Source organism: Flavobacterium sp. LC2016-01 (genome assembly GCF_009711135.1).
Lineage (GTDB): Bacteria > Bacteroidota > Bacteroidia > Flavobacteriales > Flavobacteriaceae > Flavobacterium.
Map to the genome: position 1 here is coordinate 137,457 of NZ_WMIC01000011.1, position 18,841 is coordinate 156,297.

Genomic DNA, 18,841 nt, shown 5'->3' on the forward strand with positions numbered 1-18,841 from the left:
AAAGATATATGAGTAAGAAAATTAGAAAGCCGATAAAAAATGAGAAAGATTTCTCTAGTAAGATAGTAAAAATTTTATCGCAAAGCCCTAATAAAGCATTCAATTATAAACAAATAGCGGCAAAGCTTGAACTTGATGATACAAAAAGCAGAAATCAGATTATAAAAGATTTAAAAATTTTGGCTTCTTCAAAAAAGATAATTGAATCTGAACCTGGGAAATATTTAGTAAAAGCCGAAAGCCAGGATTATTACGAAGGAACAATTGATATGACAAGCAGAAAAACAGCTTATTTCATTTGTCCGGATTTTGCAGAAGATGTGTTTATTCCGACCAATAATTTGAATCGCGCACTGGATAAAGACAAAGTAAAAGTTTACGTTTATAACCGCAGAAAAGGTAAAAGACCTGAAGGTGAAGTAATTTCAGTTGTAGAAAGAAATAAAACAGAGTTTGTTGGAGTAATCGATATTCAGGCGAATTTTGCCTTTGTATCGACTGCAAATCCTAAAATGTATACGGATATTTTTATTCCGAAAGATAAAATTGGAGAAGCAGAAAACGGTGATGTTGTTTTAGTTACCATAGAAGATTGGCCAAAAAGAGCGGATAGTCCGTTTGGATCTGTAATTAGAGTTTTAGGAAAACCTGGAGAACACAATACAGAAATTCATGCGATTTTAGCTGAATACGGTTTACCGGCAGATTTTCCGGTAGAAGTAGAGGTTTATGCTCAAAAAATAGATACTTCGATTCAGGAATCTGAGATTGCAAAACGTCGTGATATGCGTGATACGCTTACGTTTACGATAGATCCAAAAGATGCAAAAGATTTTGATGATGCTTTGTCTTTCAAAAAGTTAGATAATGGAAATTTCGAAATCGGAATTCATATTGCTGATGTTTCGTATTATTTAGAAGAAGGTACAATTCTGGATGATGAAGCATATCAACGTGCAACTTCAGTTTATTTGGTTGATAGAGTAGTACCGATGCTTCCGGAAGTTTTATCTAATTTTGCGTGTTCACTTCGCCCAAATGAAGAAAAATATACGTTCTCTGCTATTTTTGAAGTTTCTCCAACTTCGCAAGTTATCAACCAATGGTTTGGAAGAACAGTAATTTATTCTGATCAGCGTTTTGCTTATGAAGAAGCGCAATATATCATTGAAACAAAAGACAATACGATTCCAGTTGATATTTCAATTACCGGAGAATCTTATGTAGTTTCTGATGAAATTGTTGAAGCGACTTTAAAATTAGATGAATTAGCGAAAATTTTAAGAAAGAAAAGAATGCAGAATGGTGCTATTTCTTTTGATAAAGTAGAAGTAAAATTCAATCTTGATGCTGAAGGTGAACCAGAAGGTGTTTATTTCAAAATTTCAAAAGATGCTAATCATCTTATTGAAGAATTCATGCTTTTAGCGAATAGAAAAGTAGCGGAATACATTGGAAAACAAAAGAAAACATTTGTATACCGAATTCACGACGAACCAAACGAAGACAAATTAATTGCGATGCAAACTGTAATTGCTAAATTTGGTTATAAAATTGATTTCCGTAACAAAGGTGATATTTCGAAATCATTGAACGCTTTGATGGAAGAAGTAAACGGTAAAAAAGAGCAAAATCTTATTGATACGCTGGCGATCAGAAGTATGAGCAAAGCCAAATATTCGACTGATAATATTGGTCATTATGGTTTGGCCTTTGATTATTACAGCCATTTTACTTCGCCAATTCGTCGTTATCCAGACGTTATGGTACACAGATTGCTGCAGTATTATTTAGATGGAGGCGCTTCTGTAGATGAAGAAGTTTATGAAACCAAATGTCTGCATTGTTCAAATATGGAAAGTTTAGCGACTAATGCTGAGCGAGACAGTATCAAATACATGCAGGTTAAATACATGCAGGATCATCAGGATGAAGAATTCTTGGGCGTTATTTCTGGTGTTACTGAATGGGGAATTTATGTTGAAATCGTTTCAAACAAATGCGAGGGAATGGTAAGAATCAGAGAAATTAAAGATGATTACTATACTTTCGATGAAAAACAATATGCATTGGTTGGAGCTACTTCAAACAGCATTTTGCAATTAGGAGACGAAATTTATGTTAAAGTAAAAAATGCCGATCTAGTTAAAAAACAACTTGATTTTCATTTTTTGCGACGAGCTGAATAAGTATTAATTAAAAAAATAAAAGTATGAAAAAGCTAATTATTGGAGCAGTAATTTTATTTGCTCAAATGTCGTTTGCTCAGGTTACTAAAGAGTTAGGTGATTTTGATACTGTAAAAGTATTTGATAAGTTATGTGTAAAATTAGTTCCGTCATCTGAAAATAAAATTGTTATAAAAGGTGCCAGAGAAGCTGAAGTTGAAGCTGTAAATAAAAATGGGACATTAAAATTAAGAATGCCTTTTCCTAAGCTTTTATCTGGAAATGATTTAGATATTACGCTATATTACAAACATATAGAATTGATAGATGTTAATGAAGGAGCAGAGGTAAAAAGCAGTGAAGCGATTAAAGCTACGTCTTTTAAAGTAAGTGCACAGGAAGGCGGTATCATTAATGTTGAGCTAGATGTTGATAAACTAAAAGTAAGCTGTGTTTCAGGTGGTAAAATTACATTAACAGGTAAAGCCTCAAATCAAGATGCAAGTCTAGGAGCTGGAGGTTATTTGCTGGGAAGTAAATTAAGTACGTCTCAAACTACTGTAAGCGTTTCTGCGGGCGGAAAAGCTGATGTGAATGCGTCAACCCTTGTCGATGCAAAAGTAAGCGCAGGAGGCTCTATTTACATTTATGGAAAACCAAAACAAATAAACCAAAAAACAGTCTTTGGAGGTAAAATCGAAGAAGTAAAATAACAACAGTATTTTGATGATAAATGATATTCTGGCTGGACTGCCATGGGGACTTGTTCTGAGCTTTATGGTAGGTCCGGTATTTTTTGTTCTATTAGAAACCAGTATTACAAAAGGTTTCAGATCCGCAATTGTCTTTGATTTTGGAGTAGTATTAGGCGATATTTTTTTTATTGCTATAGCCTATTTAGGAAGTTACAGACTGATTTCGAGTTTAAAAGATAAACCAGCGCTTTTTATTTTTGGAGGTATAATCATGCTTTCGTATGGTATTATTTCTTTTGTGAAACTAAAGAAAGAAGAAAAAATTAATGATGAAGAAATTGACCGTGATATCTTAAAAAGAAACTATGGAAGTTTGTTTGTAAAAGGTTTTTTACTGAACGTTATCAACATTGGAGTCCTTGGTTTTTGGCTTGCCGTTATTATTTCTGTCGGACCAAAATTAGAAATGCAAAACTCAAGAATGATTACATTTTTTACTGCAGTAATTTTAACTTATTTATTTGTTGACTGTCTTAAAATACTATTAGCTAAACAATTAAAATCTAAAATGACACCAACTAATATATTAAAAATCAAAAAAGGAATTAGTATAGTTTTAATGGTTTTTGGATTTGTTTTGATGATTCAAGGATGGTTTCCAAAAGAAAAGGAAATGGTTAAAAATGCTTTTGAAAAGATTGATAAGTAGTTTGTTAATAACTCAAAAATATACAATTAAACCTCTGAATTTCAGAGGTTTTTTTTATGTTTATAATGTACGAATAAACTTTATCAAAGTTCAAAACTTTGACAAAGTTGAATACTAAGTTTTCGAAAGAAAAAGACATAAAAAAAACCTTCAAATTGCTTTGAAGGTTTTAGAGGCATCGTCCGGATTCGAACCGGAGTAGGAGCTTTTGCAGAGCCCAGCCTAGCCGCTCGGCCACGACGCCATTGCTTGAACGGATGGCAAAAGTAACTAAAATCTTTAAAATTCAAAAGTTTCGTATGAACTATTTTGAAAAAATACGATTTTAATTAAAATAATTACTTTCTGATTTCCGTCATTTTTATGGTAACTGTTTCAACATCACCACCAATAGGAGGGTTTATTTTAGATACCCAAACTGTTGTTTTTTCTACTGTTAAAATTTCAGCCAGTACACGAATATTGATTCTTTTGGCGACATGTTCTAATAAATGTGAACGAATTGCCATTTCTTCTTCAACAATTTTATTCAAATGAACATAATCAACAGTGTCTAAAAGATGATCTGTTTCTGCTGATTTCTCTAAATTTGTTTTAATTTTTAGATCAACAGTGTAGTCAGATCCAATTTTTCCTTCTTCAATTAAACATCCGTGGTACGAAAAAGTACGAATGTTTTTTAGTTTTATAACTCCCATTTTTATATTGTTTCACGTTTAAAGTTTCAGGTTATGCGCCACTTAAATAACTTTAAACCTGAAACCTGAAACCTTTTTTTTATCTTTGCTAAAATTACTATAAAATAATGGCATCAGAAGAGAAATCACTCAATTTTATTGAACAAATCATAGAGGAAGATTTAAAATCAGGTCTTTCACAAAACAAACTTCATTTTCGTTTTCCACCAGAACCAAACGGTTATTTACACATTGGCCACGCAAGTGCTATTGCTTTAAATTTTGGTTTAGGACTTGATTATCAGTCACCTGTAAATTTACGTTTTGACGATACAAACCCTGAAAAAGAAGAACAGGAATTTGTTGACGCCATTAAAAAAGACGTAGAATGGCTGGGTTATACCTGGGCAGAAGAACGTTATGCTTCTGATTATTTCCAACAATTATACGATTGGGCTGTTTTATTAATTAAAAAAGATAAAGCTTATATTGACAGTCAATCTTCTGAAGATATGGCGATTCAAAAAGGAACTCCGTCTACAGTTGGAACTGATAGTCCATTCAGAAATCGTTCTGTTGAAGAAAATTTAGATTTATTCGAAAGAATGAAAAACGGTGAATTTGAGGCTGGTACACATATTCTTCGTGCAAAAATAGACATGAAATCAACCAATATGTTGATGCGTGATCCTATCATGTACAGGATTTTACACAAACATCACCATAGAACGGGAGATACCTGGAAAATATATCCAATGTACGATTGGGCACACGGACAAAGTGATTATTTAGAAGAAATCTCACACTCATTTTGTACACTGGAATTTTTGCCTCACCGTGAATTATACGATTGGTTTTTAGATCAGATTTTAGACGAAAATAAACTGCGTCCAAAGCAAAGAGAATTTGCAAGACGTAACTTATCACATACGGTTGTTAGTAAAAGAAAATTACAGCAACTTGTTAAAGAAAAGCATGTTAATTCTTGGGATGATCCAAGAATGTCAACCATTTCTGGGTTAAGAAGAAGAGGTTATACGGCAACATCTTTACGTAATTTTGCCAATACAATCGGAATTGCAAAACGTGATAATTTGATTAATATCTCAGTTTTAGAATTTTGTATTCGTGAAGATTTAAACAAAATTGCACCTCGTGTAATGGCCGTTTTAGATCCGGTAAAAGTGGTAATTACCAATTATCCGGAAGGAAAAGAAGAGTGGTTAGAAGCTGAAAATAACCAGGAAGATGAAAATGCAGGTTTCAGAAAAGTACCTTTTTCGCGTGAATTATATATCGAAAGAGAAGACTTTTTAGAAGAAGCTCCAGCTAAATTTTTCCGTTTGACTTTAGGAAAAGAAGTACGTCTTAAAAATGCGTATATCATTAAAGGAGAAAGTGTTATAAAAGATGCTGAAGGAAATATTAAAGAAATTCATGTTACTTATGACACCGATTCTTTAAGCGGAAGCGGTACCGAAGCAAGCCAAAGAAAAGTATCTGGAACATTACATTGGGTTTCAATTCAGCATGCCATTGAAGCAGAAGTTCGTTTGTACGATCGTTTGTTTACAGATGAAGCTCCGGACAGTTATAAAGACAAAAATTTCTTAGATTTTGTGAATCCAAATTCATTAGAAATTGTAAAAGGATTTGTTGAACCAAGTTTGGCAACAGTTCAAAATGAAGATAAATTTCAGTTTCAGCGTTTGGGTTATTTTACTGTTGATAAAGACTCAACTGATTCAAAATTAGTGTTTAACAAGACGGTTGGATTGAAAGATGCTTGGGAAGAAAAAGGCAAAAAAGAAGAAAACAGCATCAATAATTCTTTAAAAGAAATCAACAAATATTTTAAAGTTGAAACGAAACCAGAACGTATTGCAATTGAAAGTGCAATAGGGGAGAGCATCAAAAATGTTTCTAGTTTTTCACTTTTGCAGAATTCTTTAAAGAAAAACATCAACAATAATAAAGCTTCATTGTTGTTTTCTCAGTTTATTTTGAAATATTCAAACTGGAAATCCACTGATTTTGAAGAAGATGATATTAAAAAATTATATTCAATGTCTTTAAAAAGTGAATCAACCTATGTTCGATCAAAAGCACTTTTAAATTTAAGAGATCTTGAAAATGAAAGTTTCAGAAATCAATTTGATGACGAAATTTTGAAATTATATTCAAATCCTCCTAAAAATGCATCGGAGAGAGAAATTGAAATTCTTTCCGAGATGGTAAAGAAATAAAATAATTAGAATCTATGGAAAAGCGCTTTTTAAAAGCGCTTTTTTATTATATATAAAATTTATTAAAATGTAATTTTTTATAATTTTTATAAATTAAAAACAGCTTTCATAAATTAATTTTAAAGCGTTTTTAAAATTCTTCCACCACATTAATCTTATTTTTAAATATCGTTTAACAGACGCTTTTATTTTAAGTTTTTACTTTTTTCACTCTGATTTTAGAATTTTGAGCTAGATTTTCCTCTTCAAAAATTTTAAATGAAATCTTCGGTAGTTTTTTCTGTTGTAAATTTTTTAATATAGTTAAGTATTATTTTATTTTTTACTTTAATAGTTTATATATATTATTTATAAAAACGATTATAATTTTAAAAATGATAAATTTTATTAATTAAAACTGACTTTCATAAATTAGTTTTAAGACAATTTTTAAAATCTTCCATCTCTATAATCCTATTTTTTAAAATTTTTTAAAATTGACGCTTATTTTAAGTTTTGATTTTTTGGAGTCAAATTTTCTATTTTCAGAAGCGTATTTTTTATTTTTAAGTTTAGGTTGGATTTATTTTCATTTTTTAATCAAGAAAATTATAGTTTTTATTTTATAAAGTATTTTGATTATATTTTAATATTTATAAATTTTATTAATAATTATTAAAATTGATTTAAAATTTATTTTTGATAGTTTTTATGTATTAAAAATGAATGCAATAAATGTATTTTAAAGCATGTTTTTTAATTAGTTGATAGATAACTCATTTTTTGAATTATTCTTTAAATAGAGTCTTTATTTTAGTTTTGGCTGTTATTTTTGTCAGTTTAACGGGTTGTTAACATACAATTGTTTATAAAGTTGCTATTTTTATCAAAGGGTCAAATGAGAAATTAAAATTTCTTAAAGACACTTAAAGAATAGGATCTGAGTTGATCTAAAATTTGAAATTTGAAAATTTTTGCTTTTAGCTAAATTCTAAGTCTGTTTCTAAAAATTGATTTTATGGTCAATTCGAATTGTAAAATTGTTTTGCTAATACTTGTAGCGTAAAGGTATTTTTGGAAAGCATTTTATAATTTTTAAATTTCATGAAATTGGTTTAACGGGTTATTTGAAATTTTGTCTTGTTTTGGCAGCCAAACATTTTAATCCTTAAATTTTATTATCATGAAAATTTTATATTTTACGCTAGCGATGTTATTTGCAAATATTGCAATTTCACAAACACATCAAATTACAAAACATAATGGTGAACAACTAGATGTTAATTTCATTAAAAACGAGAATGGTTTAATTTATTATTCAGTTAACGGAAGTTCAGAAGAAGTAAAAATTAGCAAATATGCAGTTTCATCTATTACCAATAAACAGACAAAGCAAACACAAAAGGTTACAGATAAGATAGTTGTAGATTCAAAAGAGGATTACAAAATGGTAACAGTTTTGCCTCAGGAAAAGACAATAGGGCTGAAGCAGGCAACTAGTTTTACTGGAGTTTCGACAAGGACAAAAGGTGAACCGCCCATTGCAAATGAGAACCAGACTGCTATGAGAATTAAAACGAAATCGGCTTCAAGCGGTTATCCATTTGTAAGTATTATTCAAAAGGCAGATGGTAAATATGAAGCTGTAGCTTACATGTATTAATTTTAGTGTTAAAATTTGTAAATAACATTTATTCAGTAATTTATATTTTAAAAAAGTTTACCTTTATTACTCATTTAAATTTTAATATTATGTCTAAGAACTTAAATACTGCAGCCGCAATTTTAGCTGCTGCTGCTGCTGGTGCAGCTATCGGAATTTTATTTGCTCCAGACAAAGGATCAAAAACTCGTGCAAAATTGAAAGAAGGTATAGATGATGCTGCACATAATTTAAAGGATTCACTTTCGGCAAGTTCTGAAGTGCTTCGTGAAAAATTTACTCATGCAAAAAAGAATCTTGATGGAACTTATGACGAATTGCTTTCGAATATGAGTTACAAGACTGAAGAGGTAATCAGTTTTTTAGAATCTAAATTGGCTGATTTAAAAGCACAAAACGCGAAACTTCAAAAATAATATCATTCTTATAAACACATTACTTGGCTATTTTTAAGATAAGTAATGTGTTTTTTTATTTAAAAACATCATTATGGCTTTTGAAGAATTAAAAGAAAATACTGAAAATATTCAAGATCAGGCTAAAGAATATATTGAAAGTCATTTAGCATATTATAAACTTTGGGGTTTTAAAGTGGCAATGAAATCGACTACTTTAATTTTTAAGTTTACTTTGATTTTATTGTGTTTTAGTATGGTTTTGCTTTTTGGATCTTTTGCAGCAGCGTATGCTTTTGGCAGTTTATTTGAAAGTAACGCGCTCGGATTTTTGACAGTAGGAGGGATCTATTTGTTTTTTACAATCTTACTTTTCTTTGTAAAAGACAAGTTTGTTGAAGGACCAATTCTAGAGAAATTTTCAGAAATCTTTTTTAATGATTAAGAATTATGGAAAAGAAAAAATACTCATCGTATGCAGAACTTGATAGAGATCTGGAAATTTTAAAATTAGAAAAGGAGATTAATTATCAGAAATTAGTTTTAAGTTTTCAGAAAACGAAAGAGAGCATAACACCGCAAAAAATTGTAAATGGTTTTGTTTCCTCTTATACAGATTACTTTAAAAAATCATATCCGAAAATTTTAGAATCTATTATACCTTTTGTTATCAATTGGTTTATAAATAAAAAAAGAGGCCATTAAGCCTCTTTTTTATTTTTGTATTACTTTTATTAAGCCGTTTCTGTTGGCTCTGAAGTATCTGATGGATTATAGTTTATATCAGAATTGTTTGTTTTTTTAACTTTTCTAGGTTGTCTTTTCATCTCTTCTCCAATTATATTTGAAGCTGAAAAACTAGTTACCATACTATTTAACATATCACTTGCCGCTTGAGGAGAGTTTGGTAATAATATCAAATTAGAGTTGGTATCAGCTCCAATAGCTTGCAGTGTATCATAATGTTGTGTAATTACGATCAATGCAGAGGCTTCCTGTGAATTGATTCCAACATTGTTTAAAACTTCAACACTTTCTACTAATCCACGTGCAATTTCTCTACGTTGATCAGCAATACCTTGACCTTGAAGTTTTTTACTTTCAGCTTCAGCTTTTGCTTTTGCTACAATTCTAATTCTTTGTGCTTCAGATTCAAACATTGCTGCTGTTTTTTCTCTTTCCGCCGCATTGATTCTGTTCATTGCATTTTTTACCTGAATATCTGGATCAATATCTGTTACAAGTGTATTGATGATGTCATAACCATAAGTTGTCATAGCTTCGTTCAATTCTCTTTTTACTGCAATTGCAATATCATCTTTACGAACAAACACATCATCCAAAATTAATTTAGGAACTTCGGCACGTACAACGTCAAAAACATAAGCAGTGATTTGATCATGTGGATATTCTAGTTTGTAAAAAGCTTCATATACATGTTCCTGTATTACTTTAAACTGAACCGAAACTTTCATTTTAATAAAGACATTGTCTTTAGTTTGTGTTTCAATAAGAACATCTAATTGTTGAATTTTTAGATTTACGCGACCTGCAATTCTATCAATTACTGGAATTTTTAATTGTAAACCCGAATTTCTAACGCTTGTAAATTTTCCAAAGCGTTCTACGATAACACTTGTTTGTTGCTTTACTGTAAAAAAAGAAGACATAAAAATAAAGAATGCCAGAACTAGTAAGATAATAAATGCTGTACTCATGGTGATAATTAATTTAGATTTTTGATCTTGGTAAATTACGAAAATTCTTCTAAAAGAAAATTTTAAAACATTAAAAAAACGCTAAGAACATTTGTTAGATGTTTCTTAGCGTTTATATTTTGAACTGTATTTTGATTACAAAGTTGCTATCGCTTTCTGAATTCTCGAAATAGTTTCTTCTTTTCCAATGATTTCAACAATGTCAAATAGGTGAGGACCTTTCAAAGCTCCAACCAAACTCAAACGGAAAGGTTGCATCACTTTACCCATTCCGATTTCGTTTTTTGTTAACCAATCTTTTACGATTGCTTCGATATTTGCAGAATCAAAACCATCAATATATTCTAGAGTTGAAATCAATTCCTGCATTAAAGCCGGAGTTTCTTCTTTCCAGTTTTTACTTGCTTTTTCATCATATGATGTTGGAGCCTGAAAAAAGAAATCGGTCAAATCCCAAAATTCTGAAACGAAATTTGCTCTTTCTTTAATGAGTGAAACGATACGAGTTGTCACTTCGAGCGGAGTCGAGAAGCCTTTTTCAACTAAAATAGGAGCGAAGCTCTTCGCTAAATCGGCATCATTTTGTTTGATTAAATATTGATGATTGAACCATTTGTTTTTCTCTGGATCAAATTTTGCTCCTGCTTTATGAACGCGGTTCAAGTCAAAAGCTTCTACTAATTCTTCTAAAGAATATAATTCTTTTTCCGTTCCGTCATTCCATCCAAGTAAAGCTAAGAAGTTTACAACAGCTTCCGGGAAAAATCCTTTCTCTCTGTAACCAGATGAAATGCCTTCTTCGGTTTTCCATTCTAATGGAAACACAGGAAATCCTAATTTGTCACCATCTCTTTTAGATAATTTTCCGTTTCCAATTGGTTTCAAAATCAAAGGTAAATGTGCAAATTCCGGAGCATCCCAACCAAAAGCTCTGTATAATAAAACGTGAAGAGGCATCGATGGCAACCATTCTTCACCACGAATTACATGTGAAGTTTCCATCAAATGATCATCAACAATATTGGCTAAATGGTACGTTGGCATTCCGTCACTTTTGAAAAGAACTTTATCATCAAGAAGATTAGTTTCAAACTTAACATCACCTCGAATGATATCTTTTAAATGCAAAGTTTCATCAACCGGAGTTTTAAAACGGATTACATAATGTTCTCCATTTGCAATTCTTTTAGCAACTTCTTCTGCAGAAATTACTAAAGATGTATCTAGTTTTTCACGATTGTGATGGTTGTAAATAAATGTTTTTCCTTCAGCTTCGTGTTGTTTTCTGTGCGCATCTAAAGCTTCCGGAGTATCAAAAGCATAATAAGCCCAACCCGAATTGATCAATTGATCTGCATAAGATTGATATAATTCCTTACGATCACTTTGTCTGTACGGACCAAATTTTTCATTTTTTCCAACGGTTTCTTCAGGAGCAATTCCTAACCATTCCAGCGCTTCCATAATATATTCTTCTGCACCTGGAACAAAACGAGTCTGATCTGTATCTTCAATTCTCAGATAAAAAACACCGTTATGTTTTTTTGCAAATAAATAATTAAATAGGGCAGTACGAACGCCGCCAATATGTAATGGTCCAGTCGGACTTGGTGCAAAACGCACACGAACTTGCTTTGACATTTGTTTAAATTTTGATGCAAAGATACAACTTTAGATAAATTCCAATTTTTTAAAATTCCAAATTCCAATGTGTATTTCAGATTGGAATTTGGAATTTATTTTTTAGAATTTGAATTGCTATAATTAGTACTTTTATGGGTTATAATTAAAAGAGATTTTATTTTGAAAACATCATCTGCAATATATCAGAAATTAGAAGGATTTATAAAGAAATATTATATGAACGAATTGATAAAAGGAGGACTTCTTTTTATTGGTTTCGGACTTTTGTATTTCCTGTTTACACTTTTTATTGAGTATTTTCTTTGGCTGAAACCAGCTGGAAGAACGCTTTTGTTTTGGATATTTATAGGAGTAGAAGTTTTTCTGTTGTTTCGATTTATCTTGTTTCCAATTTTTAAGTTGTTCAAACTTCAAAAGGGAATTGATTATAATCAGGCTTCGGCCATTATTGGAAATCATTTTACAGAAGTAAGTGATAAATTGACGAACTTTTTACAGCTTTCATCTAATGAAAATTCAGCAGAAAGTTCAGAATTAATGTTGGCTTCGATCGAACAAAAAGCAAATTCGTTGCAGCCAATTCCGTTTGGAAATGCTATTAATTTTAAATCAAATAAAAAGTATTTGCCGTTGGCTTTGATTCCGGTTTTGTTGTTTGCAGTGTTTTTTGTTTCCGGAAATAGTAATATCATTTCTCAAAGTTTTAATAGAGTAGTACATTTTAATGCTTCGTTTTTACCGCCGGCTCCTTTCAAATTTGTGGTTTTAAATGACAATCTTCAAACTGAACAAAATAAAGATTTTATTGTAAAAGTTGAAACTGAAGGAAAAATTGTTCCAGAAAACGTGATGATTCATATTGGTGATGAAAGCTATTTTATGGAATCTTCTCAAACCGGAAAGTTCGAATTCAAGATTGAAAAACCAACTTCAGATGTTCAGTTTTCTTTTGAAGGAAATACAGTTTCATCAAATGAATATGAATTGAAAGTGATCACAGTTCCATCAATTGCTAATTTCGAAATGGTTTTGAATTTTCCGTCTTATCTAAAAAAGAAATCAGAAACGATTCAGGGAACCGGAAATGCTATCGTACCAGAAGGAACAATCGTGACCTGGAAAATGAAAACACAGTCCACTCAGGAAGTGGTTTGGAAGGATGAGAACGCAATTTTAAAGTTTAATAAGGCTGAAAATGAATTTAAATTGGCTAAAAATATTAATCAAAATACAGAATATCAAATTCTTACTTCGAATAATAAGGTTAAAAATTACGAGAAATTAGACTATCAGTTGTCAGTTATCAAAGATCAGCATCCAACAATCACAGTTTCTCCAGCTCCGGATAGTTTAGAATTAGATAAGAATTATGTTTTGGGAAGATTAGGAGATGACTACGGTTTATCAAAATTGCAGATTGTGTATTATGAACATGGCAAACCGCAAACTGCAAAACGAGGAACCATTCCGGTAAAGCAAGCAGTATTCGATCAGTTCGTTTTTAACTTCCCGAGTAATCTTGCAGTTGAAGAAGGAGTATCGTATGAATACTATTTTGAGGTTTTTGATAATGATGCATTGCACGGATTTAAGAGTACAAAATCTTCTACATTTTCAGATCGCGTTGCTACAACAGATGAAGTTCATGATGCAGAATTACAACAGCAAAATGCTAACATTAATAGTTTATCTAAATCATTAAAGAATCAGGAAAAGCAATTTTCTGAAATGGATAAACTGAAAAATACCGGAAAAGAAAAAGATAATTTGGAGTTCAAAGATCAGCAGAAAGTAAATGATTTTATCAAACGTCAAAAACAACAAGACGAAATGATGAAGCAGTTTGCTGAAAAAATGAATAAGAATTTAAATAAATACAATACAGATAAGAAAGACAAAACTGCTGAAGATTTACAAAAGCGTTTAGATAATGCTGAAAAAGATTTAGAGAAAAATCAAAAATTGATGGATGAACTAAAGAACCTAAATGATAAATTAAACAGCGAAGAGTTGTTTGATAAGATGGAAAAGTTCAAACAAATCAGTAAAAACCAATCTCGTAATTTAGAACAATTAGTTGAATTAACGAAGCGTTTTTATGTAGAAAAGAAAGCAGAACAAGTTGCAGAGAAGCTAAACAAGTTGGCAGAAAAGCAAGAAGAACTTTCTAATAAAGATGCTGAAAACACAAAAGAGAAGCAAGACGATATTAATAAATCATTTGATAAAATTCAGGAAGATCTTAAAGATTTGAAAGAAGAGAATAATACTTTGAAATCTCCTTTGGATATTCCGAAAGATGCTTCAAAAGAAAAAGATGTAGAGAATGATCTGAACAAAGCTTCGGAAGAATTAAATAAAAAGAATACTTCTTCGGCTAAGCCAAAACAAAAAAGTGCTTCGAAGAAAATGAAGTCAATGGCAGAACAAATGAGTTCAAGTATGGAAGGCGGAGAACAAGAACAATTAGAAGAAGATGTTGCTATGCTTCGTCAGATTTTGGATAATCTTTTAGCTTTTTCATTATCTCAGGAAGATGTCATGAAACAATTTAAATCGATGAAATTGGGTTCTTCGGCTTATAAAAAGAACATAAAAATTCAACAAAATTTAAAACAACAGTTCAAACATGTTGATGATAGTTTGTTTGCAATGTCTCTTAGAAATCCAAAAATTGCAGAAGATGTAACTAAGGAAATAGGGAACGTACAATATAATATGGATAAAGCGATTGAAGTTTTAACCGATGTTCAAATTCCAAAAGGAGTTTCGCACCAACAATACGCAGTGTCATCTGCAAACAAATTGGCCGATTTTTTAAGTGATCTTTTGAATAGTATGCAGATGTCGATGGCTAATCCTGGAGCTGGAAAACCAAAACCGGGAGACGGACAAGGAATGCAATTACCAGATATTATTCAAAAACAAAAAAGTCTGGCTGACAAAATGAAAGAAGGTATGAAGCAAGGTGATAAATCAGGAAGTGGTCAGCAAGGAAAAACCAGTGAAGGAAAACCAAGTCAAGATGGTCAGCAAGGGAAAGAAGGAAACGGAAAAGATGGGAAGAATGGTCAAGGCAAAAACGGACAAGGAAGTAAAGAAGGAGGAAAAGGAAAGGATGGAAATGAAGGTCAAGATGGAGAAGGAGATGCTGAAAAAATCATGGAAATTTACAAAGAGCAAGTTAAACTTCGTGAGGCTTTACAAAATGAGTTAACCAAAAAAGGTTTAGATGCGCAAGGAAGAGCTGCAATTGAACAGATGAAAGCTTCAGAAAAACAGATTTTGAACAAGGGATTTAAGAATGAGAATCTGCAGAGAATTTTAAATATTCAGCAAGAACTTTTAAAATTAAACAATGCAGTTCAGGAACAAGGCCAAGATACGAAGCGTCAATCTGAAACAAATAAGGCTGAATTTTCTAATCGTGCAAATGCTTTACCAAGGTCATTAACTGATTATTTAAATAGTGTAGAAATTTTAAATAGACAATCGCTACCTTTGCGCTCGAATTTTAATCAAAAGGTTCAAGAATATTTTAATACAAAATGATAAACTTTAATTACGAAACCGAGTTTTCTTTAGACAACGAACAAGCTTTTACAGATTGGTTGAGCGCTGTTATTGTTTCTGAAAAGAAGAATGAGGGAGAAATAAATTATATTTTTTGTGATGATGAATATCTGCATAAAATAAATGTAGAGTATTTAAACCACGATACACTGACAGATATTATCAGTTTTGATTATACAGTTGGGAACGAATTAAACGGAGATATTTTTGTTTCTGTTGAAAGAGTAGAAGATAATGCAAAAGATTTTAATGTTTCTTTTGAAGAAGAATTGAAACGCGTTCTTGCTCACGGTATATTACATTACTGTGGATACAAAGATAAAAGTGATGCAGATGCAGAACTTATGCGTTCAAAAGAAGATGAGAAGATTGCGATGTTTCACGTGGAACAGTAATTGAACATCTAAAAAGAAACAAAGAAAACGTGTTCCACGTGGAACACGTTTATAAAGAAAAGTATTTTATATTCCACGTGAAACGTTTTTAAATTTTAGAATTTAGAATTTTTGTTCCACGTGAAACACAAGTAAGAGGTTTAAGCTTTATAAAATGTTTCACGTGGAACACGTGAAATCTACTCTTTAAAAGTAAGGAAATTGTAATGTTTCACGTGGAACTTTTAGATTTAGTTTTTGAATCTGAGGTTTGGTTTAGAAAATGTTTCACGTGAAACGTTGAAGATTTGGGTTTGAATTTTGAGTTTAAAAGAATAGATGTTTCACGTGGAACATCTGGTTTAGGTTTGAAACTTCAAACAAAAAAAACCGTTCCACGTGGAACAAAAGAAGAATAAAGTTAATTCTGAGAACTGCCTTAAACGGTTTCCAGAGAATAATAAAACAAAATGTTTTTAGAAGAATACGATGTTATTGTAGTTGGTGCTGGTCATGCAGGATCTGAAGCCGCAGCAGCGGCCGCAAATTTAGGATCCAAAACTTTATTGGTTACAATGAGTTTGCAGAACATAGCCCAGATGTCTTGCAATCCTGCAATGGGAGGAATTGCGAAAGGACAAATTGTTCGCGAGATCGATGCGCTTGGAGGATACTCCGGAATTGTTTCAGACCGAACTGCAATTCAGTTTAAGATGTTGAACAAATCGAAAGGACCTGCAATGTGGTCGCCGAGAGTTCAAAGTGATCGAATGCGTTTTGCAGAAGAATGGAGACTGATGTTGGAGGGAACTCCAAATCTAGATTTTTACCAAGAAATGGTAAAAGGTCTGATTATCGAGAACGGAAAGATAAAAGGAATTAGAACTTCACTTGGAGTAGAGATTCGATCTAAATCTGTTGTGTTGACAAACGGAACTTTTTTGAACGGATTAATTCATATTGGAGAAAAACAATTCGGTGGAGGAAGAGCAGGCGAAAGTGCGGCAACTGGAATTACCGAAGATTTAGTGAATGCCGGTTTCGAAGCTGGAAGAATGAAAACAGGAACACCGCCACGAGTTGATGGACGCTCTTTGGATTATTCAAAAATGAACGAAGAAAAAGGAGATGCAAAACCGGATAAGTTTTCTTATTCGGATTTAACGGTTCCGTTGACGCATCAAAGATCTTGTCATATGACATACACCTCGCTTGATGTTCATGATATTTTGAGATCTGGTTTTGATCGTTCGCCAATGTTCAATGGAAGAATAAAAAGTTTAGGTCCGAGATATTGTCCTTCAATTGAAGACAAGATAAATCGTTTTGCCGATAAAGAACGTCATCAACTTTTTGTTGAACCAGAAGGATGGAAAACTTGCGAAGTATATGTAAACGGATTTTCAACTTCTCTTCCAGAGGATATTCAGTTTAAAGCTTTGCGTACAGTTGTAGGTTTTGAAAATGTAAAATTTCTTCGTCCAGGTTATGCGATCGAATATGATTATTTTCCACCGACACAATTGAAACATACTTTGGAAACCAAGTTGGTTGAAGGATTATATTTTGCCGGACAAATTAATGGAACGACTGGATATGAAGAAGCAGCTTCGCAAGGTTTGATGGCCGGAATAAATGCGCATTTGAAAGTACATGAAAAAGCGCCGTTAATTTTAAAACGTGATGAAGCTTATATTGGAGTTTTGATCGACGACTTAATTACGAAAGGAACGGAAGAACCTTATCGTATGTTTACATCAAGAGCAGAATACAGAACATTGTTGCGACAAGATAATGCCGATTTTAGATTGACGCCAATGTCGCACGAAATTGGTCTTGCTTCTGAAGCTCGTTTGAGAAGAATGGAAAAGAAATTAAACGAGTCTGAAAAGATGGTTGCCTTCTTCAAAGAAACAAGTGTTTCGGTTGCCGAAACAAATCCAATTTTAGAAGCGAAAGAAACGGCTCCAATTACGCAAGGTGATAAAATGTTTAAAGTATTCTCTCGTCCGCAAATTGATCTGGAGGATATGATGAAATTTGAGAAAGTGAAAGCTTATATCGAAGAGAATAATTTAGATCAGGAAATTTTAGAGCAAGCCGAGATCCAAGTTAAATATTCTGGCTACATCGAAAAGGAAAGAAATAACGCCGACAAACTAACTCGTTTAGAAGAAGTGAAAATTCCAGAAAATTTCGATTACAATAAAATCAAATCCATGTCGATTGAAGCGAAACAAAAATTGAGTAAAATTCGTCCTGTGACAATTTCTCAAGCTTCAAGAATTAGTGGCGTATCACCAAGTGATATTTCCGTGCTTTTGATTTATATGGGAAGATAGAAAAGTTTGTTTCAAGTTTCAGGTTTCACGTTTTATTGGAACTTGAAACTTTGTTTTTGTTTCACGTGAAACTTAAAACTTAAAACGTGAAACTTGAAACAAAAGAAAACCTGAAACAAAAAAATAAGTTTGTTCCACGTGAAACAAAAGAGTTAAAAATTAAAATTCTATTTATGAGAATTGTCGAGAGAGAAATTTTATCCGAAGAAGAAAAAGAAGTTTTACGTGAACTTTGGAACGAAGAATATCCGGCAAGATTAAATTGTAAAAACATGCAGGATTTTGAATTGTACTTAAACGGTCTTTCAAATACGAAACATTATTTGCTTTTTGATGCTTTAGATAAAATTAAGGGTTGGGCATTTACTTTTTTACGAGAAGATGAAAATTGGTTTGCTATAATTTTAAATCATCAAATCCAGGGAAAAGGAAATGGCATGCTTTTGATGAATGAATTAAAAAATAATAATATAAGTTTGAATGGTTGGGTTGTTGATCATCAAAATGAAATAAAACAAAACGCAACACATTATAAATCTCCAATGCCATTTTATATTAAAAATGGTTTTACAATTTTGACAGAAATCAGAATTGAAAACGAAAAAATGTCGGGAGTAAAAATTAATTGGAAAAGATAAATAAAAGATAAAAAGAGGAA

15 protein-coding genes and 1 tRNA gene are annotated in these 18,841 nt (G+C 31.8%); 12 read left to right on the forward strand and 4 right to left on the reverse strand.

Features of this window, described 5'->3' with window-relative positions:
• Nucleotides 1-8: 8 nt before the first annotated feature.
• From rnr to GKZ88_RS20010, 3 genes are read left to right on the forward strand one after another with little or no spacing between them, the layout of a single operon-like run.
• Complete coding sequence (rnr, locus tag GKZ88_RS20000; RefSeq protein ID WP_155104085.1) at nt 9-2,189, forward strand: ribonuclease R; 2,181 nt, start codon at nt 9-11, stop codon at nt 2,187-2,189.
• A gap of 23 nt (nt 2,190-2,212) precedes the next feature.
• Nucleotides 2,213-2,881 carry a head GIN domain-containing protein gene (locus tag GKZ88_RS20005; protein ID WP_155104086.1) on the forward strand — a complete coding sequence of 223 codons (669 nt, stop codon included), beginning with the start codon at nt 2,213-2,215 and terminating at the stop codon, nt 2,879-2,881.
• 13 nt (nt 2,882-2,894) lie between these two features.
• Nucleotides 2,895-3,572, forward strand: coding sequence for a LysE family transporter (locus GKZ88_RS20010; protein WP_155104087.1), 678 nt, complete (start codon nt 2,895-2,897; stop codon nt 3,570-3,572).
• A gap of 173 nt (nt 3,573-3,745) precedes the next feature.
• Here the strand turns inward: GKZ88_RS20010 and GKZ88_RS20015 are convergent.
• Nucleotides 3,746-3,816, reverse strand: a tRNA-Cys gene (locus tag GKZ88_RS20015).
• A 94-nt stretch (nt 3,817-3,910) separates the two neighbouring features.
• Nucleotides 3,911-4,270, reverse strand: a complete 360-nt coding sequence (folB, locus tag GKZ88_RS20020) for a dihydroneopterin aldolase (RefSeq protein WP_155104088.1) — start codon at nt 4,268-4,270, stop codon at nt 3,911-3,913.
• Between the two features lie 107 nt (nt 4,271-4,377).
• On the opposite strand from folB, the gene GKZ88_RS20025 reads away from it, so the two are divergent.
• From GKZ88_RS20025 to GKZ88_RS20045, 5 genes are all read left to right on the forward strand, one after another.
• A complete protein-coding gene (locus GKZ88_RS20025) occupies nt 4,378-6,495 on the forward strand; it encodes a glutamine--tRNA ligase/YqeY domain fusion protein (RefSeq protein WP_155104089.1) in 2,118 nt (705 codons plus the stop codon).
• A 1,162-nt stretch (nt 6,496-7,657) separates the two neighbouring features.
• Nucleotides 7,658-8,137, forward strand: coding sequence for a hypothetical protein (locus GKZ88_RS20030; RefSeq protein ID WP_155104090.1), 480 nt, complete (start codon nt 7,658-7,660; stop codon nt 8,135-8,137).
• A gap of 89 nt (nt 8,138-8,226) precedes the next feature.
• The gene (locus GKZ88_RS20035) at nt 8,227-8,553 is read left to right on the forward strand and encodes a YtxH domain-containing protein (RefSeq protein ID WP_155104091.1); all 327 of its coding nucleotides are present in this window, start codon (nt 8,227-8,229) and stop codon (nt 8,551-8,553) included.
• A 73-nt stretch (nt 8,554-8,626) separates the two neighbouring features.
• Nucleotides 8,627-8,977: a competence protein gene (locus tag GKZ88_RS20040; RefSeq protein WP_155104092.1), complete on the forward strand. Its 351-nt coding sequence runs from the start codon at nt 8,627-8,629 to the stop codon at nt 8,975-8,977.
• Nucleotides 8,978-8,982: 5 nt separating this feature from the next.
• Nucleotides 8,983-9,237: a DUF6327 family protein gene (locus tag GKZ88_RS20045; protein ID WP_155104093.1), complete on the forward strand. Its 255-nt coding sequence runs from the start codon at nt 8,983-8,985 to the stop codon at nt 9,235-9,237.
• Between the two features lie 29 nt (nt 9,238-9,266).
• Here the strand turns inward: GKZ88_RS20045 and GKZ88_RS20050 are convergent, their stop codons facing one another.
• Together GKZ88_RS20050 and gltX are read right to left on the reverse strand one after the other, a co-directional pair.
• Nucleotides 9,267-10,250, reverse strand: a complete 984-nt coding sequence (locus GKZ88_RS20050; protein WP_155104094.1) for an SPFH domain-containing protein — start codon at nt 10,248-10,250, stop codon at nt 9,267-9,269.
• 135 nt (nt 10,251-10,385) lie between these two features.
• Nucleotides 10,386-11,891: a glutamate--tRNA ligase gene (gene gltX / locus GKZ88_RS20055; protein ID WP_155104095.1), complete on the reverse strand. Its 1,506-nt coding sequence runs from the start codon at nt 11,889-11,891 to the stop codon at nt 10,386-10,388.
• Nucleotides 11,892-12,053: 162 nt separating this feature from the next.
• Between gltX and GKZ88_RS20060 the strand changes: the two genes are divergently transcribed.
• The 4 genes from GKZ88_RS20060 (at nt 12,054) to GKZ88_RS20075 (ending at nt 18,821) form a co-directional block, all read left to right on the forward strand.
• The gene (locus GKZ88_RS20060; RefSeq protein ID WP_155104096.1) at nt 12,054-15,446 is read left to right on the forward strand and encodes a DUF4175 family protein; all 3,393 of its coding nucleotides are present in this window, start codon (nt 12,054-12,056) and stop codon (nt 15,444-15,446) included.
• Entirely contained in the window at nt 15,443-15,862 is a 420-nt protein-coding gene (gene ybeY, locus GKZ88_RS20065; protein WP_155104097.1) for an rRNA maturation RNase YbeY, read from the forward strand. Before GKZ88_RS20060 ends, ybeY begins: the two co-directional genes overlap by 4 nt.
• Nucleotides 15,863-16,311: 449 nt before the next feature.
• On the forward strand, nt 16,312-18,183 hold the full coding sequence (mnmG, locus tag GKZ88_RS20070) for a tRNA uridine-5-carboxymethylaminomethyl(34) synthesis enzyme MnmG (RefSeq protein ID WP_155104098.1): 1,872 nt from the start codon (nt 16,312-16,314) through the stop codon (nt 18,181-18,183).
• A gap of 173 nt (nt 18,184-18,356) precedes the next feature.
• Nucleotides 18,357-18,821 carry a hypothetical protein gene (locus GKZ88_RS20075; protein WP_155104099.1) on the forward strand — a complete coding sequence of 155 codons (465 nt, stop codon included), beginning with the start codon at nt 18,357-18,359 and terminating at the stop codon, nt 18,819-18,821.
• Nucleotides 18,822-18,841 lie beyond the last annotated feature (20 nt).